At 62.1% G+C, this 15,820-nt stretch carries 19 protein-coding genes; 13 read left to right on the top strand and 6 right to left on the bottom strand.

Going from position 1 to position 15,820, the window contains the following annotated elements; genetic code table 11:
- Positions 1 to 5 precede the first annotated feature (5 nt).
- Genes AC1RR7_RS10375 through pilG form a run of 4 tightly spaced genes read right to left on the bottom strand, consistent with a single transcriptional unit; the run spans position 6 to position 3,460 of the window.
- The gene (locus AC1RR7_RS10375) at positions 6 to 2,066 is read right to left on the bottom strand and encodes a methyl-accepting chemotaxis protein (protein ID WP_096817628.1); all 2,061 of its coding nucleotides are present in this window, start codon (positions 2,064 to 2,066) and stop codon (positions 6 to 8) included.
- Positions 2,067 to 2,079: 13 nt separating this feature from the next.
- Positions 2,080 to 2,619, bottom strand: coding sequence for a chemotaxis protein CheW (locus AC1RR7_RS10370; protein ID WP_085731577.1), 540 nt, complete (start codon positions 2,617 to 2,619; stop codon positions 2,080 to 2,082).
- Between the two features lie 10 nt (positions 2,620 to 2,629).
- A complete protein-coding gene (gene pilH / locus AC1RR7_RS10365; RefSeq protein ID WP_007953328.1) occupies positions 2,630 to 2,995 on the bottom strand; it encodes a twitching motility response regulator PilH in 366 nt (121 codons plus the stop codon).
- 60 nt (positions 2,996 to 3,055) lie between these two features.
- Positions 3,056 to 3,460 (bottom strand): twitching motility response regulator PilG, encoded by a 405-nt coding sequence (pilG, locus tag AC1RR7_RS10360; protein ID WP_096817626.1) that lies wholly within the window; start codon positions 3,458 to 3,460, stop codon positions 3,056 to 3,058.
- Between the two features lie 224 nt (positions 3,461 to 3,684).
- Here pilG and gshB point away from each other — a divergent pair, with 224 nt between their 5' ends.
- The 7 genes from gshB to AC1RR7_RS10325 all read left to right on the top strand — a co-directional run bounded on the left by gshB (position 3,685) and on the right by AC1RR7_RS10325 (position 9,596).
- Positions 3,685 to 4,635, top strand: coding sequence for a glutathione synthase (gene gshB / locus AC1RR7_RS10355; protein ID WP_493157311.1), 951 nt, complete (start codon positions 3,685 to 3,687; stop codon positions 4,633 to 4,635).
- Positions 4,636 to 4,742: 107 nt separating this feature from the next.
- Complete coding sequence (locus tag AC1RR7_RS10350; protein ID WP_273539168.1) at positions 4,743 to 5,642, top strand: energy transducer TonB; 900 nt, start codon at positions 4,743 to 4,745, stop codon at positions 5,640 to 5,642.
- A gap of 59 nt (positions 5,643 to 5,701) precedes the next feature.
- Complete coding sequence (locus tag AC1RR7_RS10345) at positions 5,702 to 6,274, top strand: YqgE/AlgH family protein (protein WP_096817620.1); 573 nt, start codon at positions 5,702 to 5,704, stop codon at positions 6,272 to 6,274.
- Complete coding sequence (gene ruvX / locus AC1RR7_RS10340; RefSeq protein ID WP_096817618.1) at positions 6,274 to 6,711, top strand: Holliday junction resolvase RuvX; 438 nt, start codon at positions 6,274 to 6,276, stop codon at positions 6,709 to 6,711. The genes AC1RR7_RS10345 and ruvX overlap by 1 nt, the downstream gene beginning before the upstream one ends.
- 81 nt (positions 6,712 to 6,792) lie before the next feature.
- On the top strand, positions 6,793 to 7,296 hold the full coding sequence (gene pyrR, locus AC1RR7_RS10335; protein WP_096817616.1) for a bifunctional pyr operon transcriptional regulator/uracil phosphoribosyltransferase PyrR: 504 nt from the start codon (positions 6,793 to 6,795) through the stop codon (positions 7,294 to 7,296).
- A 27-nt stretch (positions 7,297 to 7,323) separates the two neighbouring features.
- Entirely contained in the window at positions 7,324 to 8,328 is a 1,005-nt protein-coding gene (locus AC1RR7_RS10330; RefSeq protein ID WP_095164512.1) for an aspartate carbamoyltransferase catalytic subunit, read from the top strand.
- Entirely contained in the window at positions 8,325 to 9,596 is a 1,272-nt protein-coding gene (locus AC1RR7_RS10325) for a dihydroorotase (RefSeq protein WP_493157309.1), read from the top strand. Before AC1RR7_RS10330 ends, AC1RR7_RS10325 begins: the two co-directional genes overlap by 4 nt.
- 35 nt (positions 9,597 to 9,631) lie before the next feature.
- Here AC1RR7_RS10325 and AC1RR7_RS10320 read toward each other — a convergent pair whose 3' ends face one another.
- Positions 9,632 to 10,066 (bottom strand): NINE protein, encoded by a 435-nt coding sequence (locus AC1RR7_RS10320; RefSeq protein WP_096817612.1) that lies wholly within the window; start codon positions 10,064 to 10,066, stop codon positions 9,632 to 9,634.
- A gap of 248 nt (positions 10,067 to 10,314) precedes the next feature.
- Between AC1RR7_RS10320 and AC1RR7_RS10315 the strand changes: the two genes are divergently transcribed.
- Positions 10,315 to 10,938: a C40 family peptidase gene (locus tag AC1RR7_RS10315; protein ID WP_096817610.1), complete on the top strand. Its 624-nt coding sequence runs from the start codon at positions 10,315 to 10,317 to the stop codon at positions 10,936 to 10,938.
- A 51-nt stretch (positions 10,939 to 10,989) separates the two neighbouring features.
- On the opposite strand, the gene AC1RR7_RS10310 is transcribed toward AC1RR7_RS10315, so the two are convergent.
- Entirely contained in the window at positions 10,990 to 12,024 is a 1,035-nt protein-coding gene (locus AC1RR7_RS10310; RefSeq protein WP_114886090.1) for a type IV pilus twitching motility protein PilT, read from the bottom strand.
- Between the two features lie 56 nt (positions 12,025 to 12,080).
- Here AC1RR7_RS10310 and AC1RR7_RS10305 point away from each other — a divergent pair, with 56 nt between their 5' ends.
- The 5 genes from AC1RR7_RS10305 (at position 12,081) to metX (ending at position 15,815) form a co-directional block, all read left to right on the top strand.
- The gene (locus tag AC1RR7_RS10305) at positions 12,081 to 12,767 is read left to right on the top strand and encodes a YggS family pyridoxal phosphate-dependent enzyme (RefSeq protein ID WP_493157307.1); all 687 of its coding nucleotides are present in this window, start codon (positions 12,081 to 12,083) and stop codon (positions 12,765 to 12,767) included.
- A gap of 23 nt (positions 12,768 to 12,790) precedes the next feature.
- Positions 12,791 to 13,609 carry a pyrroline-5-carboxylate reductase gene (gene proC, locus AC1RR7_RS10300; protein WP_493157305.1) on the top strand — a complete coding sequence of 273 codons (819 nt, stop codon included), beginning with the start codon at positions 12,791 to 12,793 and terminating at the stop codon, positions 13,607 to 13,609.
- A 10-nt stretch (positions 13,610 to 13,619) separates the two neighbouring features.
- Entirely contained in the window at positions 13,620 to 14,210 is a 591-nt protein-coding gene (locus AC1RR7_RS10295) for a YggT family protein (protein ID WP_096817605.1), read from the top strand.
- Positions 14,207 to 14,497, top strand: coding sequence for a DUF167 domain-containing protein (locus AC1RR7_RS10290; protein WP_102619696.1), 291 nt, complete (start codon positions 14,207 to 14,209; stop codon positions 14,495 to 14,497). The genes AC1RR7_RS10295 and AC1RR7_RS10290 overlap by 4 nt, the downstream gene beginning before the upstream one ends.
- A 178-nt stretch (positions 14,498 to 14,675) precedes the next feature.
- Complete coding sequence (gene metX, locus AC1RR7_RS10285) at positions 14,676 to 15,815, top strand: homoserine O-succinyltransferase MetX (RefSeq protein WP_102619695.1); 1,140 nt, start codon at positions 14,676 to 14,678, stop codon at positions 15,813 to 15,815.
- The last annotated feature ends 5 nt before the right edge of the window (positions 15,816 to 15,820 follow it).

Below are 15,820 nucleotides of genomic sequence, written 5' to 3'. Positions count from 1 at the left end.
TGAACTCACGCCTTGTCCGTGGCGGGCGCTGCCGCCGCGGGCAAGGTGAACCCGGACACCGAACGCCGCAACTGGCTGGCCATTTTCGCCAGGTTGCCGATGCTTTCGGCGGTGGCCGTGGAGCCGGACGAGGTCTGCGAGGTGATCTGCTGGATCACGTTCATCGTCAGGGAAATCTGCCCGGCCGAAGACGTCTGCTGCTGCGCCGCGTTGGAAATGCTCTGGATCAGCGCCGCGAGGGTCTTGGACACGCCTTCGATTTCTTCCAGGGCCACACCGGCATCCTGCGCCAGCCGCGCGCCGCGCACCACTTCGGTGGTGGTCTGTTCCATGGAAATCACGGCTTCGTTGGTGTCGGTCTGGATCGCCCGTACCAGTGTCTCGATCTGCCGGGTCGCGGCGGACGAACGTTCGGCCAGCCGTTGCACTTCGTCGGCAACCACCGCAAAACCGCGCCCGGCGTCACCGGCCATCGACGCCTGAATCGCCGCGTTGAGGGCGAGGATGTTGGTCTGGTCGGCGATGTCGTCGATCAGGCTGACGATGTCGCCGATTTCCTGGGACGACTCGCCCAGGCGCTTGATGCGTTTGGCGGTGTCCTGGATCTGTTCGCGAATGTTGTCCATGCCGTGGATGGTGTTGTGCACCACCTCGTTGCCCTTGTTGGCGATCTCCACCGAACGCTCGGCCACCGCCGAGGATTCGGCGGCGTTGGCCGACACTTGATCGATGGACTGGGCCATGTCGTTGATCGCAGTCGACGCTTCGGAAATCTGCTGGGCCTGATGCTCGGAAGCCTGGGCCAGGTGCATGGCGGTGGCCTGGGTTTCCTGCACCGCAGCGGCGACCTGGCCGGCGGTGAGGTTGATGGTCGCCACCAGGTCGCGCAGCTGGTCGACGGAATAGTTGATCGAGTCGGCGATGGTCCCGGTGAAGTCTTCGGTCACCGAAGCCGTCACCGTCAGGTCGCCGTCGGCGAGGTCTTCGATTTCATCCAGCAGACGCATGATCGCGTTCTGGTTGCGCTCGTTCTTCTCGGCGGTTTCCTGCAACTGCCGGTTGGTTTCCCGGACCATGACCATGCCGATCAGGATGATCGACGCCAGCGCCAGCAGGCCCAGCACGTAGCCACCGATGGTGTCGGTGTTGCGGCCGCCGGCGAGGTTCTCGAAACCGGTGGCCAGGTGCGAAGCTTCGTCGAGCAGGGTCTGCGACAGGCTGAAGATGTTGGTGGCGGACTCGCGGACCTTGAACAGCTCCGGCGAGGTTTCGAGGATTTCATCCACTGAGCCCGAGACGAACTGGAACAGCTCGGAAATCTCGCTCAGACGAGCGCGGGCGTCGCGGTCTTCGACCTGGCTGATCTTCAGTGTCGGGTTGCCTTGCAGCATGCCGTTCAACACCTGACCAAAACGCGCGGCGTCACGACCGAAGGCATCGGCAGCCTGTTGCGAGTTTTCATCGCCGGAGAGCACGGTATTCACCGCGCCGAGAATCCGCTCGGCCAGCAGCGACTGACGCTGGGCCATCGCCACCTGCGCCGCCGGGGCGCCGCGTTGCAGGAGGATCTCGACGACTTTTTCGTATTCGATCTGCAACTGCGGCACGGTTTCGGCCAGGGTTGCGGCGACCTGATGCAGGGACAGCACGGTCTGTTCGCTGGACAGAATGGCGTCGGTGTTTTTCAGCAGGCGTTCCCAGTCCAGCTGCACGGCGCGCATTTCCGGGCGCACGGTGGACGGTGCCGGCGGCAGGCCGGTGGCCGGGTCGCCCTTCTTCAGGTAACCCCAGCGCTGGGCGAAATCGTTGCGCGCATCGCTGAGCAGCTTGAACGCGGCCGACTTGCCGGCCGCCGCTTCGGTGGCGTTCTTGGCGATCCGCTGCGACAGCACCCGCAGCTCACCGGCGTGACCGATGTACTGTTTGTCGTAATTGGCCTGGGTGTTGAGGTAAGCGAAGTTGGCGAACAGCAGCATGATGAACACGATCAGCGCGATGAACAGCACGATGATCTGCGAGCGGCTGCGCGAGCCTTCTGCGGGCTTGCTGGTTTTTGCTTTGATCATCGGTCCTCGCCTGTTAAACCGCGACGTGCATGAAACTCGGTGACTGCGCCAGCGCAAACAGGCTGAACACTCGCCAGTTCTGCTCGCGCCGGAAATACCCTTTGACGAACTCGCCCTTGGAGCCTTGCCGTTTACGGATCGAGACGGGTTCGAAGCTGTCTTGCTCGAAGTGCTGCAAGCCGAAAACCTCATCGACCAGCACACCGGCAAAAACGTCCTGATGCTCCACTACCAATACCCGCCGCTGCTTGCGCATGGGTGACAGCTCATGGCCGAAGAATCCGCATAGGTCCATGATCGGCAACAACCGTCCGCGCAGATTGGCCACGCCCTTGACCCAGGGTTTTACCCCCGGCAATTGGGTGAAACGCGGTTCAGGCAGCACTTCGCTGACTTCGCCCATCGGCGCGACATACCAGTGCTCGCCCAGACGAAAGCCGATGCCGCTCCAGCGATCCTGGCGCGCCGGTTGCGACGGCAGATCCGCCGCCAGCAGGCGACAGCGCTGGTCGATCTGCCACAACAGTTCGAACGCGGTCAGCGACTCGCTCATGGCGGCGCGATCAACCGGCCAGCACGTTGTTCAGGGTCTTGATCAGCGTGTCTTCATCGACCGGTTTGGTCAGGTAATCCTTGGCGCCCTGGCGAGTGCCCCAGACCTTGTCGGTTTCCTGATCCTTGGTGGTGATGATGATGACCGGGATGTGGCTGGTTTCAGCGTCCTTGGTCAGTTGGCGGGTCGCCTGGAAACCGTTGAGGCCGGGCATGACGATGTCCATCAGCACCGCGTCGGGTTTTTCCTGACGGGCCAGGGCCACGCCGTCGGCGCCGTTTTCGGCCTTCAACACTTCGTGGCCGTGCTTTTCCAGCATGCCGGTCAGTTTGTACATTTCGGTCGGCGAATCATCGACGATCAGAATACGTGCCATGGTCTTCCCCATTTTTCTTGTCGACACCGGGCCCGCTGGCCGAGCGTCACTGTGCGTGTCTTACTGCGGCAAATCAGCGGTAAAGCCCGGAACATGGGCCGCAATCGCGTCGAGCAGTTCTTCCTTGCTGAAAGGCTTGGTCAAAAATTGATCGGAACCGACAATCCGCCCCTTGGCCTTGTCGAACAGCCCGTCGCGGGACGACAGCATGATCACCGGCGTTGCCTTGAAAGCACTGTTGTTCTTGATTAAAGCGCAGGTCTGATAACCATCCAGACGCGGCATCATGATGTCGACAAAAATGATCCCGGGGTGGTTGTCGGCGATCTTCGCCAGGGCGTCGAAACCGTCGATCGCCGTGATGACTTCGCACCCTGCATTTTTCAACAGGGTCTCGGCGGTGCGACGAATCGTTTTCGAGTCGTCGATCACCATGACCTTCAAGGCGCTGGACTGCTGTTCCATAAGGGGGCTCTACCGTCGCCTTTGCGAATCAATTTGTCCGTTTTGCGATGACTGATGGCTGGAAACCCTTGATGTTCAAGGGCCAGCACGGCTGGCAGCCTTTTTAGCACAGTCTCCAGAAGCAATCTATCGACGGGTTTTTCCTTGACCGAAAACCCGCCCGGAGCCACTCTGGCGGCACTTTTTTCATACCGATCCGGTAGCCAATTTTCGAGGAAAACCCAATGAGCGTTCGCGTCGGGATAGTCATGGACCCAATCGCCAGCATTTCCTATAAAAAGGATAGCTCGCTGGCCATGCTGCTGGCGGCGCAGAAGCGCGGCTGGGAACTGTTCTATATGGAACAGCAGGACCTTTATCAGGGCGAAGGTCAGGCACGGGCGCGGATGAAGCCGCTGAAAGTCTTCGCCAACCCGGAAAAATGGTTCGAACTGGGCGCCGAGCAGGATCTGCCGCTGAGCGACCTGAACGTGATCCTGATGCGCAAGGATCCGCCGTTCGACATGGAGTTCGTCTACTCCACCTACCTGCTCGAACAGGCCGAAGCCGCCGGCGTACTGGTAGTCAACAAGCCGCAGAGCCTGCGCGACTGCAATGAAAAACTGTTCGCCACGCTGTTCCCGCAGTGCACGCCGCCAACCGTGGTCAGCCGCCGCGCCGACGTGCTGCGTGAATTCACCGCCAAGCATGGCGACGTGATCCTCAAGCCGCTGGACGGCATGGGCGGCACGTCGATCTTCCGTCACCGCGTCGGCGATCCGAACCTGTCGGTGATCCTCGAAACCCTGACCGCACTCGGCACCCAACAGATCATGGGCCAGGCGTACCTGCCGGCGATCAAGGATGGCGACAAACGCATCCTGATGATCGACGGCGAGCCGGTGGATTACTGCCTGGCGCGGATTCCGGCCCAGGGCGAAACCCGTGGCAACCTCGCGGCCGGCGGCCGTGGCGAAGCCCGTCCATTGACCGACAAGGATCGCTGGATTGCCGCTCAGGTCGGCCCGACCTTGCGCGCGAAGGGCCTGCTGTTCGTCGGCCTGGATGTGATCGGTGAGCACCTGACCGAAATCAACGTCACCAGCCCGACCTGCATCCGCGAGATCGACAATGCCTTCGGCACCGACATCGGCGGCCTGCTGATGGATGCCATCGAGAAAAAGCTGCAAGCTTGATGTGTGTCACATGCAGCCTGTCGCTTGATGCTTGAAGCCCAAGGCGAGAAACCTACATTGCGTTATCATGCGCGGCCTGTGAAAAACGCGATGTTGGTTTTCTTGTCATGACACTTCCGTCCGATCTGCCCGCTGAACTCGCCCATAAAGGCGTGCGCCCGGTCGATCGCCTCGGATTTACCCTGTTTCTCGCGGCGCTGATCCATTTGGCGCTGCTGCTCGGCGTGGGCTTCACCATGGTCGAGCCCAAGCAGATCAGCAAAACCCTGGAAATCACCCTCGCCACCTTCAAGAGCGAAACCAAGCCCAAGAAGGCCGATTTCCTCGCCCAGGAAAACCAGGAAGGCAGCGGCACCCTCGACAAGAAGGCGATCCCCAAGACCACCGAGGTCGCGCCGTTCCAGGACAATCAGGTCAAGAAGGTCACCCCGCCGCCGGCCGCCAAGCCGGAAGTGCAGGAAGCGGCGCCCAAGGCGGCCGTGACCACCGTCGCGCCGAAACCGAAAAAGGCACCGACCAAAAAAGAAGAAGCCAAGACCGAGACCAAACCGACGGTCGACGCCCCGACTTTCGACAGCTCGCAGCTCTCCAGCGACATCGCCAGCCTGGAAGCCGAACTGGCCAACGAACAACAGCTGTACGCCAAGCGCCCGCGCATCCACCGCCTGAGCGCGGCCTCGACCATGCGCGACAAGGGCGCCTGGTACAAGGACGAATGGCGCAAGAAGGTCGAGCGCATCGGCAACCTCAATTACCCCGACGAAGCCCGTCGCCAACAGATCTACGGCAATCTGCGCCTGATGGTGTCGATCAACCGCGACGGCTCGCTGTATGAAGTGCTGGTGCTGGAATCCTCCGGCCAGCCCCTGCTGGATCAGGCGGCGCAGCGCATCGTGCGTCTGGCGGCACCGTTTGCACCGTTTACCGGGGATCTGTCGGACATCGACCGACTGGAAATCATCCGCACCTGGAAATTCGCCCGGGGCGACCGGTTGTCCAGCAACTGAGCCGATCTTTTGACCGCTCCAGCTTGTCAGTTCGCCCCCCGAACGCCACACTACCGCACATGAAAAACGTCAGCCCCAGCTACCTCAAGCATCACTTCCTGATCGCCATGCCACACATGGCCGACCCGAACTTTGCCCACACCTTGACCTACATCGTCGAGCACACGGCCAATGGGGCCATGGGGCTAGTGGTCAACCGACCGCAAGAGCTGAATCTGGCCGACATCCTCGAGCAACTGCGCCCGGACATCGATCCGCCAGCGCTGTGCCAGCATGTGCCGATCTTCATCGGCGGCCCGGTGCAGACCGATCGCGGTTTCGTGCTGCACCCGGCGGGCAAGACCTTCCAGGCGACCGTCGAACTGGAAGGCGAGCTGGCACTGTCCACTTCCCAAGACGTGCTGTTCGCCATCGCTGACGGCGTGGGCCCGGCGAAAAGCCTGATCGCCCTCGGCTACGCCGGCTGGGAAGCCGGGCAACTGGAGGCTGAAATGGCCGACAACGCCTGGCTGACCTGCCCGTACGACGCCGACATCCTGTTCAACACCAGCAGCGAGCTGCGACTGGAAGCGGCGGCCAAGCATTTGGGGATCAACCTCAACCTGCTGACCAGCCAGGCAGGGCACGCCTGATGGCCCTGCGCCTGATCCTCGGCTTCGACTACGGCACCAAACAGATCGGCGTGGCGGTCGGCCAGGTGATTACCGGCCAGGCCCGCGAACTGTGCACCTTGAAGGCGCAAAACGGTGTGCCGGACTGGAATCAGGTCGAAGCCCTGATAAAGGAATGGAAACCCGACGCCGTGGTGGTCGGCCTGCCGCTGAACATGGACGGCACGCCCAGCGAGATGTGCCTGCGCGCCGAGAAATTCGCCCGTCGCCTCAACGGCCGCTACAACCTGCCCTTCTATACCCACGACGAGCGCCTGACAACCTTCGAAGCCAAGGGCGAACGACTGGTGCGCGGCGGGCAGAAAGGCAGTTACCGCGACAACCCGGTGGACGCCATCGCCGCCGCCCTGCTGCTGCAAGGCTGGCTCGACGAAAACACCGCACTATTTGAATCCTGACAAGCGCTACGGCGCTTTTCTTTTGGTTACAACCCGAGCCTCGGTTCGCGAGAACCGGCTCGACCCCAAGAAGGAGCAACCATGAGCCTGCCCAATCCCGCCGATCTGATCAGCCAGATGGCGACCCGCCTCAAGGCGCACCTTGCCCAGCGTGATATCAGCGAACCGCGTTACATCGGCATCCGCACCGGCGGCGTCTGGGTCGCCCAGGCCCTGCTCGAAGAGCTGGGCAGCGATGCGCCATTGGGCACGCTGGATGTTTCCTTCTATCGCGACGACTTCAGCCAGAACGGCCTGCACCCGCAAGTGCGTCCGTCCGCCCTGCCCTTCGAAATCGAAGGCCAGCATCTGGTGCTGATCGACGACGTACTGATGAGCGGCCGCACCATCCGCGCCGCCATGAACGAACTGTTCGACTACGGCCGCCCGGCCAGCGTGACGCTGGTCTGCCTGCTGGACCTGGACGCCGGCGAACTGCCGATCCGCCCGAACGTGGTCGGCGCGACGCTGTCGCTCGCCCCCCACGAACGAGTGAAGCTGTCCGGCCCGGAGCTGGCCCTCGAACTGCAAGACCTCGCCCTTTAATCCGCCCTATTGAGAGTCCCCTTCGCGATGACGCCTCTAGATACCAAGCGCCCGCTGCAGCTCAATGATCAGGGCCAGCTGCGCCACTTCCTCTCGCTCGACGGCCTGCGCCGCGAGTTGCTGACGGAAATCCTCGACACCGCCGACTCGTTCCTCGAAGTCGGCGCACGGGCCGTGAAGAAGGTCCCGTTGCTGCGCGGCAAGACCGTGTGCAACGTGTTCTTCGAAAACTCCACCCGCACGCGCACCACCTTCGAACTGGCGGCCCAGCGGCTGTCGGCAGACGTGATCACCCTGAACGTGTCGACTTCGTCGGCCAGCAAGGGCGAAACCCTGCTCGACACCCTGCGCAACCTCGAAGCCATGGCCGCCGACATGTTCGTCGTACGCCACGGTGATTCGGGTGCTGCGCACTTCATCGCCGAACATGTGTGCCCGCAAGTGGCGATCATCAACGGTGGCGACGGCCGTCACGCCCACCCGACCCAGGGCATGCTCGACATGCTGACCATCCGTCGGCACAAGGGCAGCTTCGAAAACCTCTCGGTGGCCATCGTCGGCGACATCCTGCACTCGCGGGTGGCGCGCTCGAACATGCTCGCCCTGAAGACCCTCGGTTGCCCGGACATCCGCGTGATCGCACCGAAAACCCTGCTGCCGATCGGCATCGAGCAATACGGCGTGAAGGTCTACACCGACATGACCGAAGGCCTGAAAGACGTCGACGTGGTGATCATGCTGCGCCTGCAGCGTGAGCGCATGACCGGCGGCCTGCTGCCGAGCGAAGGCGAGTTCTACCGCCTGTTCGGCCTGACCACCGCGCGCCTGGCCGGCGCCAAGCCCGATTGCATCGTCATGCACCCGGGGCCGATCAACCGCGGCGTGGAGATCGAGTCGGCGGTGGCCGACGGCCCACACTCGGTGATCCTCAATCAAGTCACCTACGGCATCGCGATCCGTATGGCCGTGTTGTCGATGGCCATGAGCGGACAAACAGCCCAGCGCCAATTCGAGCAGGAGAACGCCCAGTGAAGCTCAGCATTCTCGGCGCCCGCGTCATCGATCCAAGCAGCGGCCTGGATCAAGTCACCGATATTCACGTTGAAGCCTGCAAGATCGTCGCCCTCGGCGCCGCACCGGCCGGTTTCACCGCCGTCGAAACCATCGATGCCCAAGGCCTTGTCGCCGCTCCAGGCCTCGTAGACCTGAACGTCGCCCTGCGCGAGCCGGGCTACAGCCGCAAAGGCACCATCGCCAGCGAAACCCGCGCTGCGGCGGCCGGCGGCGTGACCAGCCTGTGCTGCCCGCCGAAAACCAAGCCGGTGCTCGACACCTCCGCAGTGGCCGAGCTGATCCTCGACCGCGCCCGCGAGGCCGGCAACACCAAGGTGTTCCCGATCGGCGCCCTGAGCAAAGGCCTGGATGGCGAGCAACTGGCCGAGCTGGTGGCCCTGCGCGACGCCGGTTGCGTGGCCTTCGGCAACGGCCTGGAAAGTTTCCGCAACACCCGCACCCTGTGCCGGGCGCTCGATTACGCGGCGACCTTCGACCTGACGGTGATTTTCAATTCGCAGGATCACGACCTGGCCGACGGCGGCCTGGCCCACGAAGGCGCCACCGCCAGTTTCCTCGGTCTGCCGGGCATCCCGGAAACCGCTGAAACCGTGGCCCTGGCCCGTGACCTGCTGCTGGTCGAGCAGACCGGCGTGCGCGCGCATTTCAGCCAGCTAACCAGCGCTCGCGGCGTTGCGCTGATCGCTCAGGCCCAGGCCCGTGGTTTGAAAGTCACGGCGGATGTCGCCCTGTATCAGTTGATCCTGACGGACGAAGCGCTGATCGACTTCAGCAGCCTGTATCACGTGCAACCGCCGCTGCGCACCCGCGCCGACCGCGACGGTCTGCGTGAAGCGGTGAAGTCCGGGGTGATTTCGGCGATTTCCAGCCATCACCAACCCCACGAGCGTGATGCGAAACTGGCACCGTTCGGCGCGACCGAACCGGGCATCAGCAGCGTCGAGCTGCTGCTGCCGCTGGCGATGACGCTGGTCGAGGATGGTCTGCTGGACCTGCCGACCCTGCTCTCACGCCTGAGCGCCGGCCCGGCCGAGGCCTTGCGCCTGCCGGCGGGCAAACTGGCGGTGGGTGGCGCGGCGGATATCGTGCTGTTCGATCCGAAGGCCTCGACCGTTGCCGGCGAAACCTGGCTGTCGAAGGGCGAGAACTGCCCGTTCCTCGGCCATAGCCTGCCGAGTGTGGTGCGTTACACCTTGGTGGATGGCCGGATCAGCCACCAGGCATAAAAAAATGGCGAGGGAGCTTGCTCCCTCGCCATCACTTACTGAAAAGCGCCCCGCCCTTCGGCATTACGCACCGACACCTGATCGTTCAGCGTCCAGAAGTCATACAGCACGCCAATAAAGAACAATCCGCCGGTCAGCAGGTACAGCAAGCCAGTGATCCACTTGCCTTGATACATCCGGTGCACGCCGAACACCCCGAGGAACGTCAGCAGGATCCACGCCACATTGTATTCGATCGGCCCCGCCGCAAAGCGCAGGTCCGCTTCCCGATCCATCGCCGGGATCAGGAACACGTCGATCAGCCAGCCGATCCCCAGTAGCCCGAAGGTGAAAAACCAGATCGTTCCGGTCACCGGCTTGCCGTAATAGAAGCGGTGAGAACCGGTAAAACCGAAGATCCACAGCAGGTAACCGATCACTTTGCTATGGGTGTCTTTTTCCTTCACACGGGGTAGCTGATAGCTGTTCATGAAGACCTCGATTCACACGATAGATAAATATTCTTTAATTCTTTGTGACTTTTTTACAGGTAGCCGACGTACGGCAAATGCTACCGTGTGTTCCGTCAAAGCCTTATAGCACCTGACTTCTGTCCGACAATTGCGTCTATTTGCCGCTTGTTTGGTTCCGTTGCCCGCCTTTTGAATCGACCAACGGCCTCGGAAGGGACAAAAAAGCTGTTATAAAGTTGCGCGCTAACACATAAGAGCCCTGCCTAATGCGTCCATTTTTCAAGACATGGCTAACCATTTGCCTATTAATGCCACTGGCCGCCCACGCCACCAATCGTGAGCAACGTCTTCCCAACGTCAACGGCTTCACCCCTAAATCCCATGCCTCTGCTCCTTCGAACAAAGGCAAGCAAACGAAACACACCACGCTCGCCAGCAAGAGTCACGGCAAGCTGGTCCCACCGATGGCGAACAAGGAAAGCAGCAACGTCCTCAGTCGCGCGGTGAACGTCCTCGGTACACCTTACCGTTGGGGCGGCAGCAGCCCAAGTAAAGGCTTCGATTGCAGCGGTCTGGTGAAATACGCGTTCAACGACGCGACTTTCGACCTGCCCCGCACCTCGAATGCCATGGCCAGCGGCCACGGCGAGAAAGTCGAGCGCAAGGATCTCAAGCCGGGCGACCTGATTTTCTTCAACATCAAGAGCCGTCGGGTCAATCACGTTGCCATCTACCTGGGCAACGACCGCTTCATCCACGCGCCGCGTCGTGGTAAAGCGGTGAGCATCGATACGCTGAACAAGCCGTATTGGGAACAGCATTACGTGGTAGCCAAGCGCGTGCTGCCGAAAGAACCAGGTGGCAAGCAGATGCGCGTGGTTCAGCGCTGATCTGTACAGATCATAAAAAACGCAGCCTTCGGGCTGCGTTTTTTTTCGTCCCTAGAAATTATCCGGTGTCCGCGCCTTCTCCCGCGCATGTTCACGACTGATCAGGCCCTTGGTCACCAGATCCTTCAGGCACATGTCGAGTGTCTGCATCCCCAGCGACCCGCCGGTCTGGATCGCCGAATACATCTGCGCCACCTTGTCCTCGCGGATCAGGTTCCGGATCGCCGATGTGCCGAGCATGATCTCGTGCGCCGCCACCCGCCCACCGCCGATTTTCTTGATCAGCGTCTGCGACACCACGGCCAGCAGCGACTCGGACAACATCGAGCGCACCATGGACTTCTCATCCCCCGGGAACACGTCCACCACCCGGTCAATGGTCTTGGCCGCCGACGTGGTGTGCAGCGTGCCGAACACCAGGTGCCCGGTTTCGGCAGCGGTCAACGCCAGGCGGATGGTTTCCAGATCGCGCATCTCGCCCACCAGGATCACGTCCGGGTCTTCACGCAGCGCTGAACGCAACGCCGTGGCGAAACTGCGGGTATCGCGATGGACCTCACGCTGATTGATCAGGCATTTGCGTGATTCGTGAACGAATTCGATCGGGTCTTCGATGGTCAGGATGTGGTGATGGCGATGGGTGTTGAGGTAATCGATCATCGCCGCCAGCGTGGTGGACTTACCGGAACCGGTCGGCCCGGTCACCAGCACCAACCCGCGCGGGGCGTCGGTGATCTTGCGAAAGACGTCGCCCATGGCGAGGTCTTCCATGCTCAGCACTTTCGACGGAATGGTGCGGAACACGGCGCCGGCGCCACGGTTCTGGTTGAAGGCGTTGACCCGAAAACGCGCCACGCCGGGCACTTCGAAGGAAAAGTCGGTTTCCAGATGTTTCTCGAACTCCACTCGCTGGGTGTCGTTCATGATGTCGTAGATCAGCTCATGCACCTGCTTGTGGTCCAGCGCCGGCAGATTGATCCGTCGCACATCGCCATCCACACGGATCATCGGCGGCAGTCCGGCCGACAGGTGCAGGTCGGAAGCGCCCTGTTTGGCGCTGAAGGCCAGCAGTTCAGTGATATCCATAGCGTTCCTCAATTCCAGTAGAATGCCGCGAACCTACAGACCGCTGGCGCCTCTTGATGTCCACGATAGCAGACAACATTCTCCAGGTTAGTTCGCGCATTAAGGCAGCCGTCAAAGCCGCCGGCCGCGATGAAAACAGCGTCCAGCTGCTGGCCGTGAGCAAGACCAAACCCGCCGAAGCCCTGCGCGAAGCGTACGCCGCCGGCCTGCGCGACTTTGGCGAGAACTACCTGCAGGAAGCCCTGGGCAAACAGCTCGAACTGGCCGACCTGCCCTTGATCTGGCACTTCATCGGCCCCATTCAGTCGAACAAGACCCGCTCGATTGCCGAGCATTTCGCCTGGGTGCACTCCGTGGATCGCCTGAAAATCGCCCAACGTCTGTCCGAACAACGCCCGGCGGATCTGCCGCCACTGAACATCTGCATTCAGGTCAACGTCAGCGGTGAAGCCAGCAAGTCCGGCTGCACCCCGGCCGACCTGCCGGCGCTGGCCCAGGCCATCAGCGCCCTGCCGCGCCTGAAGCTGCGCGGGCTGATGGCAATTCCCGAGCCGACCGACGATCGCGCCGAGCAAGACGCCGCATTCGCCGCTGTTCAGAAGCTGCAGGCCAGCCTCGATCTGCCGCTCGACACACTTTCCATGGGCATGAGCCACGACCTCGAGTCGGCCATTGCCCAGGGCGCCACCTGGGTCCGTATCGGTACGGCCCTGTTTGGCGCTCGCGACTACTCCCAATCTTGATGATTTCCAGATAAGGACCTGACATGAGCAACACGCGTATTGCCTTTATCGGTGCCGGCAACATGGCCGCCAGCCTGATCGGCGGCCTGCGGGCCAAGGGTCTGAAAGCCGCATCGATCCGCGCCAGCGATCCGGGCGAAGAGACCCGCAACCGGGTCAGCGCCGAGCACGGCATCGAAACCTTCGCCGACAACGCCCAGGCCATCGACGGTGCCGACGTTGTCGTGCTGGCGGTCAAGCCACAAGCCATGAAAGCCGTGTGCGAAGTGATCCGCCCGAGCCTGAAACCGAATCAACTGGTGGTGTCCATCGCCGCCGGCATCACCTGTGCCAGCATGACCGCATGGCTCGGCGAACAACCGATCGTGCGCTGCATGCCCAACACCCCGGCACTGCTGCGTCAGGGCGTGAGCGGCTTGTACGCCACTGGCGATGTGAGCGCCGAACAGCGCCAACAGGCTGAAGAGCTGCTGTCCGCCGTGGGCATCGCCCTGTGGCTGAACGAAGAGCAGCAACTGGACGCGGTCACCGCTGTCTCCGGTTCCGGCCCGGCGTACTTTTTCCTGCTGATCGAAGCCATGACCGCCGCCGGCGTCAAACTCGGTCTGCCGAAGGAAACCGCCGAGCAACTGACCCTGCAAACCGCACTGGGCGCCGCGCACATGGCCGTGTCCAGCGACGTCGACGCCGCCGAACTGCGCCGCCGCGTGACCTCGCCAGCGGGCACCACTGAAGCGGCGATCAAATCGTTCCAGGCCGGCGGCTTCGAAGCCCTGGTGGAAAAAGCACTCGGCGCCGCCGCGCACCGCTCGGCCGAAATGGCCGAACAACTGGGCAAATAAGGAGCCTTACATGATTGGATTGAACACTGCAGCGGTCTACGTGCTGCAAACCCTCGGCAGCCTGTACCTGCTGATCGTGCTGCTGCGCTTCGTCCTGCAACTGGTAAGGGCGAACTTCTATAACCCGCTGTGCCAGTTCGTGGTCAAGGCTACCCAGCCATTGCTCAAGCCACTGCGCCGGATCATCCCGAGCGTCTTCGGCCTCGACATGTCGTCGCTGGTGCTGGCAATCCTCGTGCAACTGGCACTGATGGCGCTGACCCTGCTGCTGACCTACGGCACCACCGGCAACCCGCTGCAACTGTTCATCTGGTCGATCATCGGCGTGACCGCGCTGTTCCTGAAGATTTTCTTCTTCGCCCTGATCATCAGCGTGATCCTGTCGTGGGTCGCTCCGGGCAGCCATAACCCGGGCGCCGAGCTGGTGAACCAGATCTGCGAACCGGCCCTGGCGCCGTTCCGTCGCTTCCTGCCGAGCATGGGCGGTCTGGACCTGTCGCCGATCTTCGCCTTCCTCGCGCTGAAGCTGATCGACATGCTGGTGATCAACAACCTCGCGGCGATGACGATGATGCCGGAAATCCTGCGCCTGTTGATGTGAGCTGGTTTCGTTGGGACGGTGACGACTTGATCCTCGAGTGTCACCTGCAACCGGCAGCCCGCAGCGATGATTTCTGCGGGCTGCACGGCGACCGCTTGAAGATCCGCCTGACCGCGCCGCCGGTCGAGGGCAAGGCCAATGCGTACCTGATGGGGTTTCTGGCCAAGGCTTTTGGAGTTTCCAAGAGTCAGGTCAGCCTGATCAGCGGTGAGTTGAACCGGCAGAAACGTGTGCGCATCCACGCCCCCAAAAAACTGCCGGATTTGCCGGGTTTGGTTTTACCTTGATCGTTCCCACGCTCTGCGTGGGAATGCATCCCGGGACGCTCCGCGTCCCCGCCGAAGCGGACGCAGAGCGTCCAATGAGGCGTTCCCACGCAGAGCGTGGGAACGAGCGCAGGTAGTTGCTTGCCGCTAACCCCACCGGTCTTTAGACTTACGCCTCATTTCAACGAGAGCAGGGTCGATGCCAGCTGCCTTTCCCCCCGATTCTGTTGGTCTGGTGACGCCGCAAACGGCGCACTTCAGCGAACCGCTGGCCCTGGCCTGCGGCCGTTCGCTGGCCGCTTATGACCTGATCTACGAAACCTACGGCACGCTGAACGCGCAAGCGAGCAACGCCGTGTTGATCTGCCACGCCTTGTCCGGCCACCACCATGCCGCCGGCTACCACAGCGTCGACGACCGCAAGCCCGGTTGGTGGGACAGCTGCATCGGCCCCGGCAAACCGATCGACACCAACAAGTTCTTCGTGGTCAGCCTGAACAACCTCGGCGGTTGCAACGGCTCCACCGGCCCGAGCAGCCTCAACCCGGAAACCGGCAAACCGTTCGGCGCCGACTTCCCGGTGCTGACCGTGGAAGACTGGGTGCACAGCCAGGCACGCCTCGCCGACCTGCTCGGCATCGACCAGTGGGCCGCGGTGATCGGTGGCAGCCTCGGCGGCATGCAGGCGCTGCAATGGACCATCACGTATCCGGATCGCGTGCGCCACTGCCTGGCCATCGCCTCGGCCCCCAAGCTGTCGGCGCAGAACATTGCCTTCAACGAAGTGGCGCGCCAGGCGATTCTCACCGACCCCGAGTTCCACGGCGGCTCGTTCCAGGAACAGGGCGTGATCCCCAAGCGTGGGCTGATGCTGGCGCGGATGGTCGGGCACATCACCTACCTGTCCGACGACTCCATGGGCGAGAAATTCGGCCGTGGCCTGAAGAGCGAAAAGCTCAACTACGACTTCCACAGCGTCGAGTTCCAGGTCGAAAGCTACCTGCGCTACCAGGGCGAAGAGTTCTCCGGGCGCTTCGATGCCAACACCTATCTGTTGATGACCAAGGCGCTGGATTACTTCGATCCGGCGGCGAACTTCGACGATAACCTGGCGAAAACCTTCGAAGGTGCCAAAGCGAAGTTCTGCGTGATGTCGTTCACCACTGACTGGCGCTTCTCCCCGGCCCGATCGCGGGAACTGGTGGACGCGCTGATGGCCGCGCGCAAGGACGTCAGCTACCTGGAAATCGATGCGCCGCAGGGCCACGACGCCTTCCTGATTCCGATCCCGCGCTATTTGCAGGCGTTCGGCAATTACATGAACCGCATTACGTTGTGAGAAAG

This window comes from Pseudomonas sp. GW821-FHT11G12 (assembly GCF_058808055.1).
Note: the sequence above shows the minus strand (reverse complement) of the source record. Positions and strands in the feature narration are given on the sequence as shown.

Bases quoted from the DNA above. Each gene is read 5' to 3' on its own strand.
- AC1RR7_RS10375 (WP_096817628.1), bottom strand. From the start codon at position 2,066: ATGATCAAAGCAAAAACCAGCAAGCCCGCAGAAGGCTCGCGCAGCCGC.
- AC1RR7_RS10370 (WP_085731577.1), bottom strand. From the start codon at position 2,619: ATGAGCGAGTCGCTGACCGCGTTCGAACTGTTGTGGCAGATCGACCAG.
- pilH (WP_007953328.1), bottom strand. From the start codon at position 2,995: ATGGCACGTATTCTGATCGTCGATGATTCGCCGACCGAAATGTACAAA.
- pilG (WP_096817626.1), bottom strand. From the start codon at position 3,460: ATGGAACAGCAGTCCAGCGCCTTGAAGGTCATGGTGATCGACGACTCG.
- gshB (WP_493157311.1), top strand. From the start codon at position 3,685: ATGAGCGTTCGCGTCGGGATAGTCATGGACCCAATCGCCAGCATTTCC.
- AC1RR7_RS10350 (WP_273539168.1), top strand. From the start codon at position 4,743: ATGACACTTCCGTCCGATCTGCCCGCTGAACTCGCCCATAAAGGCGTG.
- AC1RR7_RS10345 (WP_096817620.1), top strand. From the start codon at position 5,702: ATGAAAAACGTCAGCCCCAGCTACCTCAAGCATCACTTCCTGATCGCC.
- ruvX (WP_096817618.1), top strand. From the start codon at position 6,274: ATGGCCCTGCGCCTGATCCTCGGCTTCGACTACGGCACCAAACAGATC.
- pyrR (WP_096817616.1), top strand. From the start codon at position 6,793: ATGAGCCTGCCCAATCCCGCCGATCTGATCAGCCAGATGGCGACCCGC.
- AC1RR7_RS10330 (WP_095164512.1), top strand. From the start codon at position 7,324: ATGACGCCTCTAGATACCAAGCGCCCGCTGCAGCTCAATGATCAGGGC.
- AC1RR7_RS10320 (WP_096817612.1), bottom strand. From the start codon at position 10,066: ATGAACAGCTATCAGCTACCCCGTGTGAAGGAAAAAGACACCCATAGC.
- AC1RR7_RS10315 (WP_096817610.1), top strand. From the start codon at position 10,315: ATGCGTCCATTTTTCAAGACATGGCTAACCATTTGCCTATTAATGCCA.
- AC1RR7_RS10310 (WP_114886090.1), bottom strand. From the start codon at position 12,024: ATGGATATCACTGAACTGCTGGCCTTCAGCGCCAAACAGGGCGCTTCC.
- AC1RR7_RS10305 (WP_493157307.1), top strand. From the start codon at position 12,081: ATGTCCACGATAGCAGACAACATTCTCCAGGTTAGTTCGCGCATTAAG.
- proC (WP_493157305.1), top strand. From the start codon at position 12,791: ATGAGCAACACGCGTATTGCCTTTATCGGTGCCGGCAACATGGCCGCC.
- AC1RR7_RS10295 (WP_096817605.1), top strand. From the start codon at position 13,620: ATGATTGGATTGAACACTGCAGCGGTCTACGTGCTGCAAACCCTCGGC.
- metX (WP_102619695.1), top strand. From the start codon at position 14,676: ATGCCAGCTGCCTTTCCCCCCGATTCTGTTGGTCTGGTGACGCCGCAA.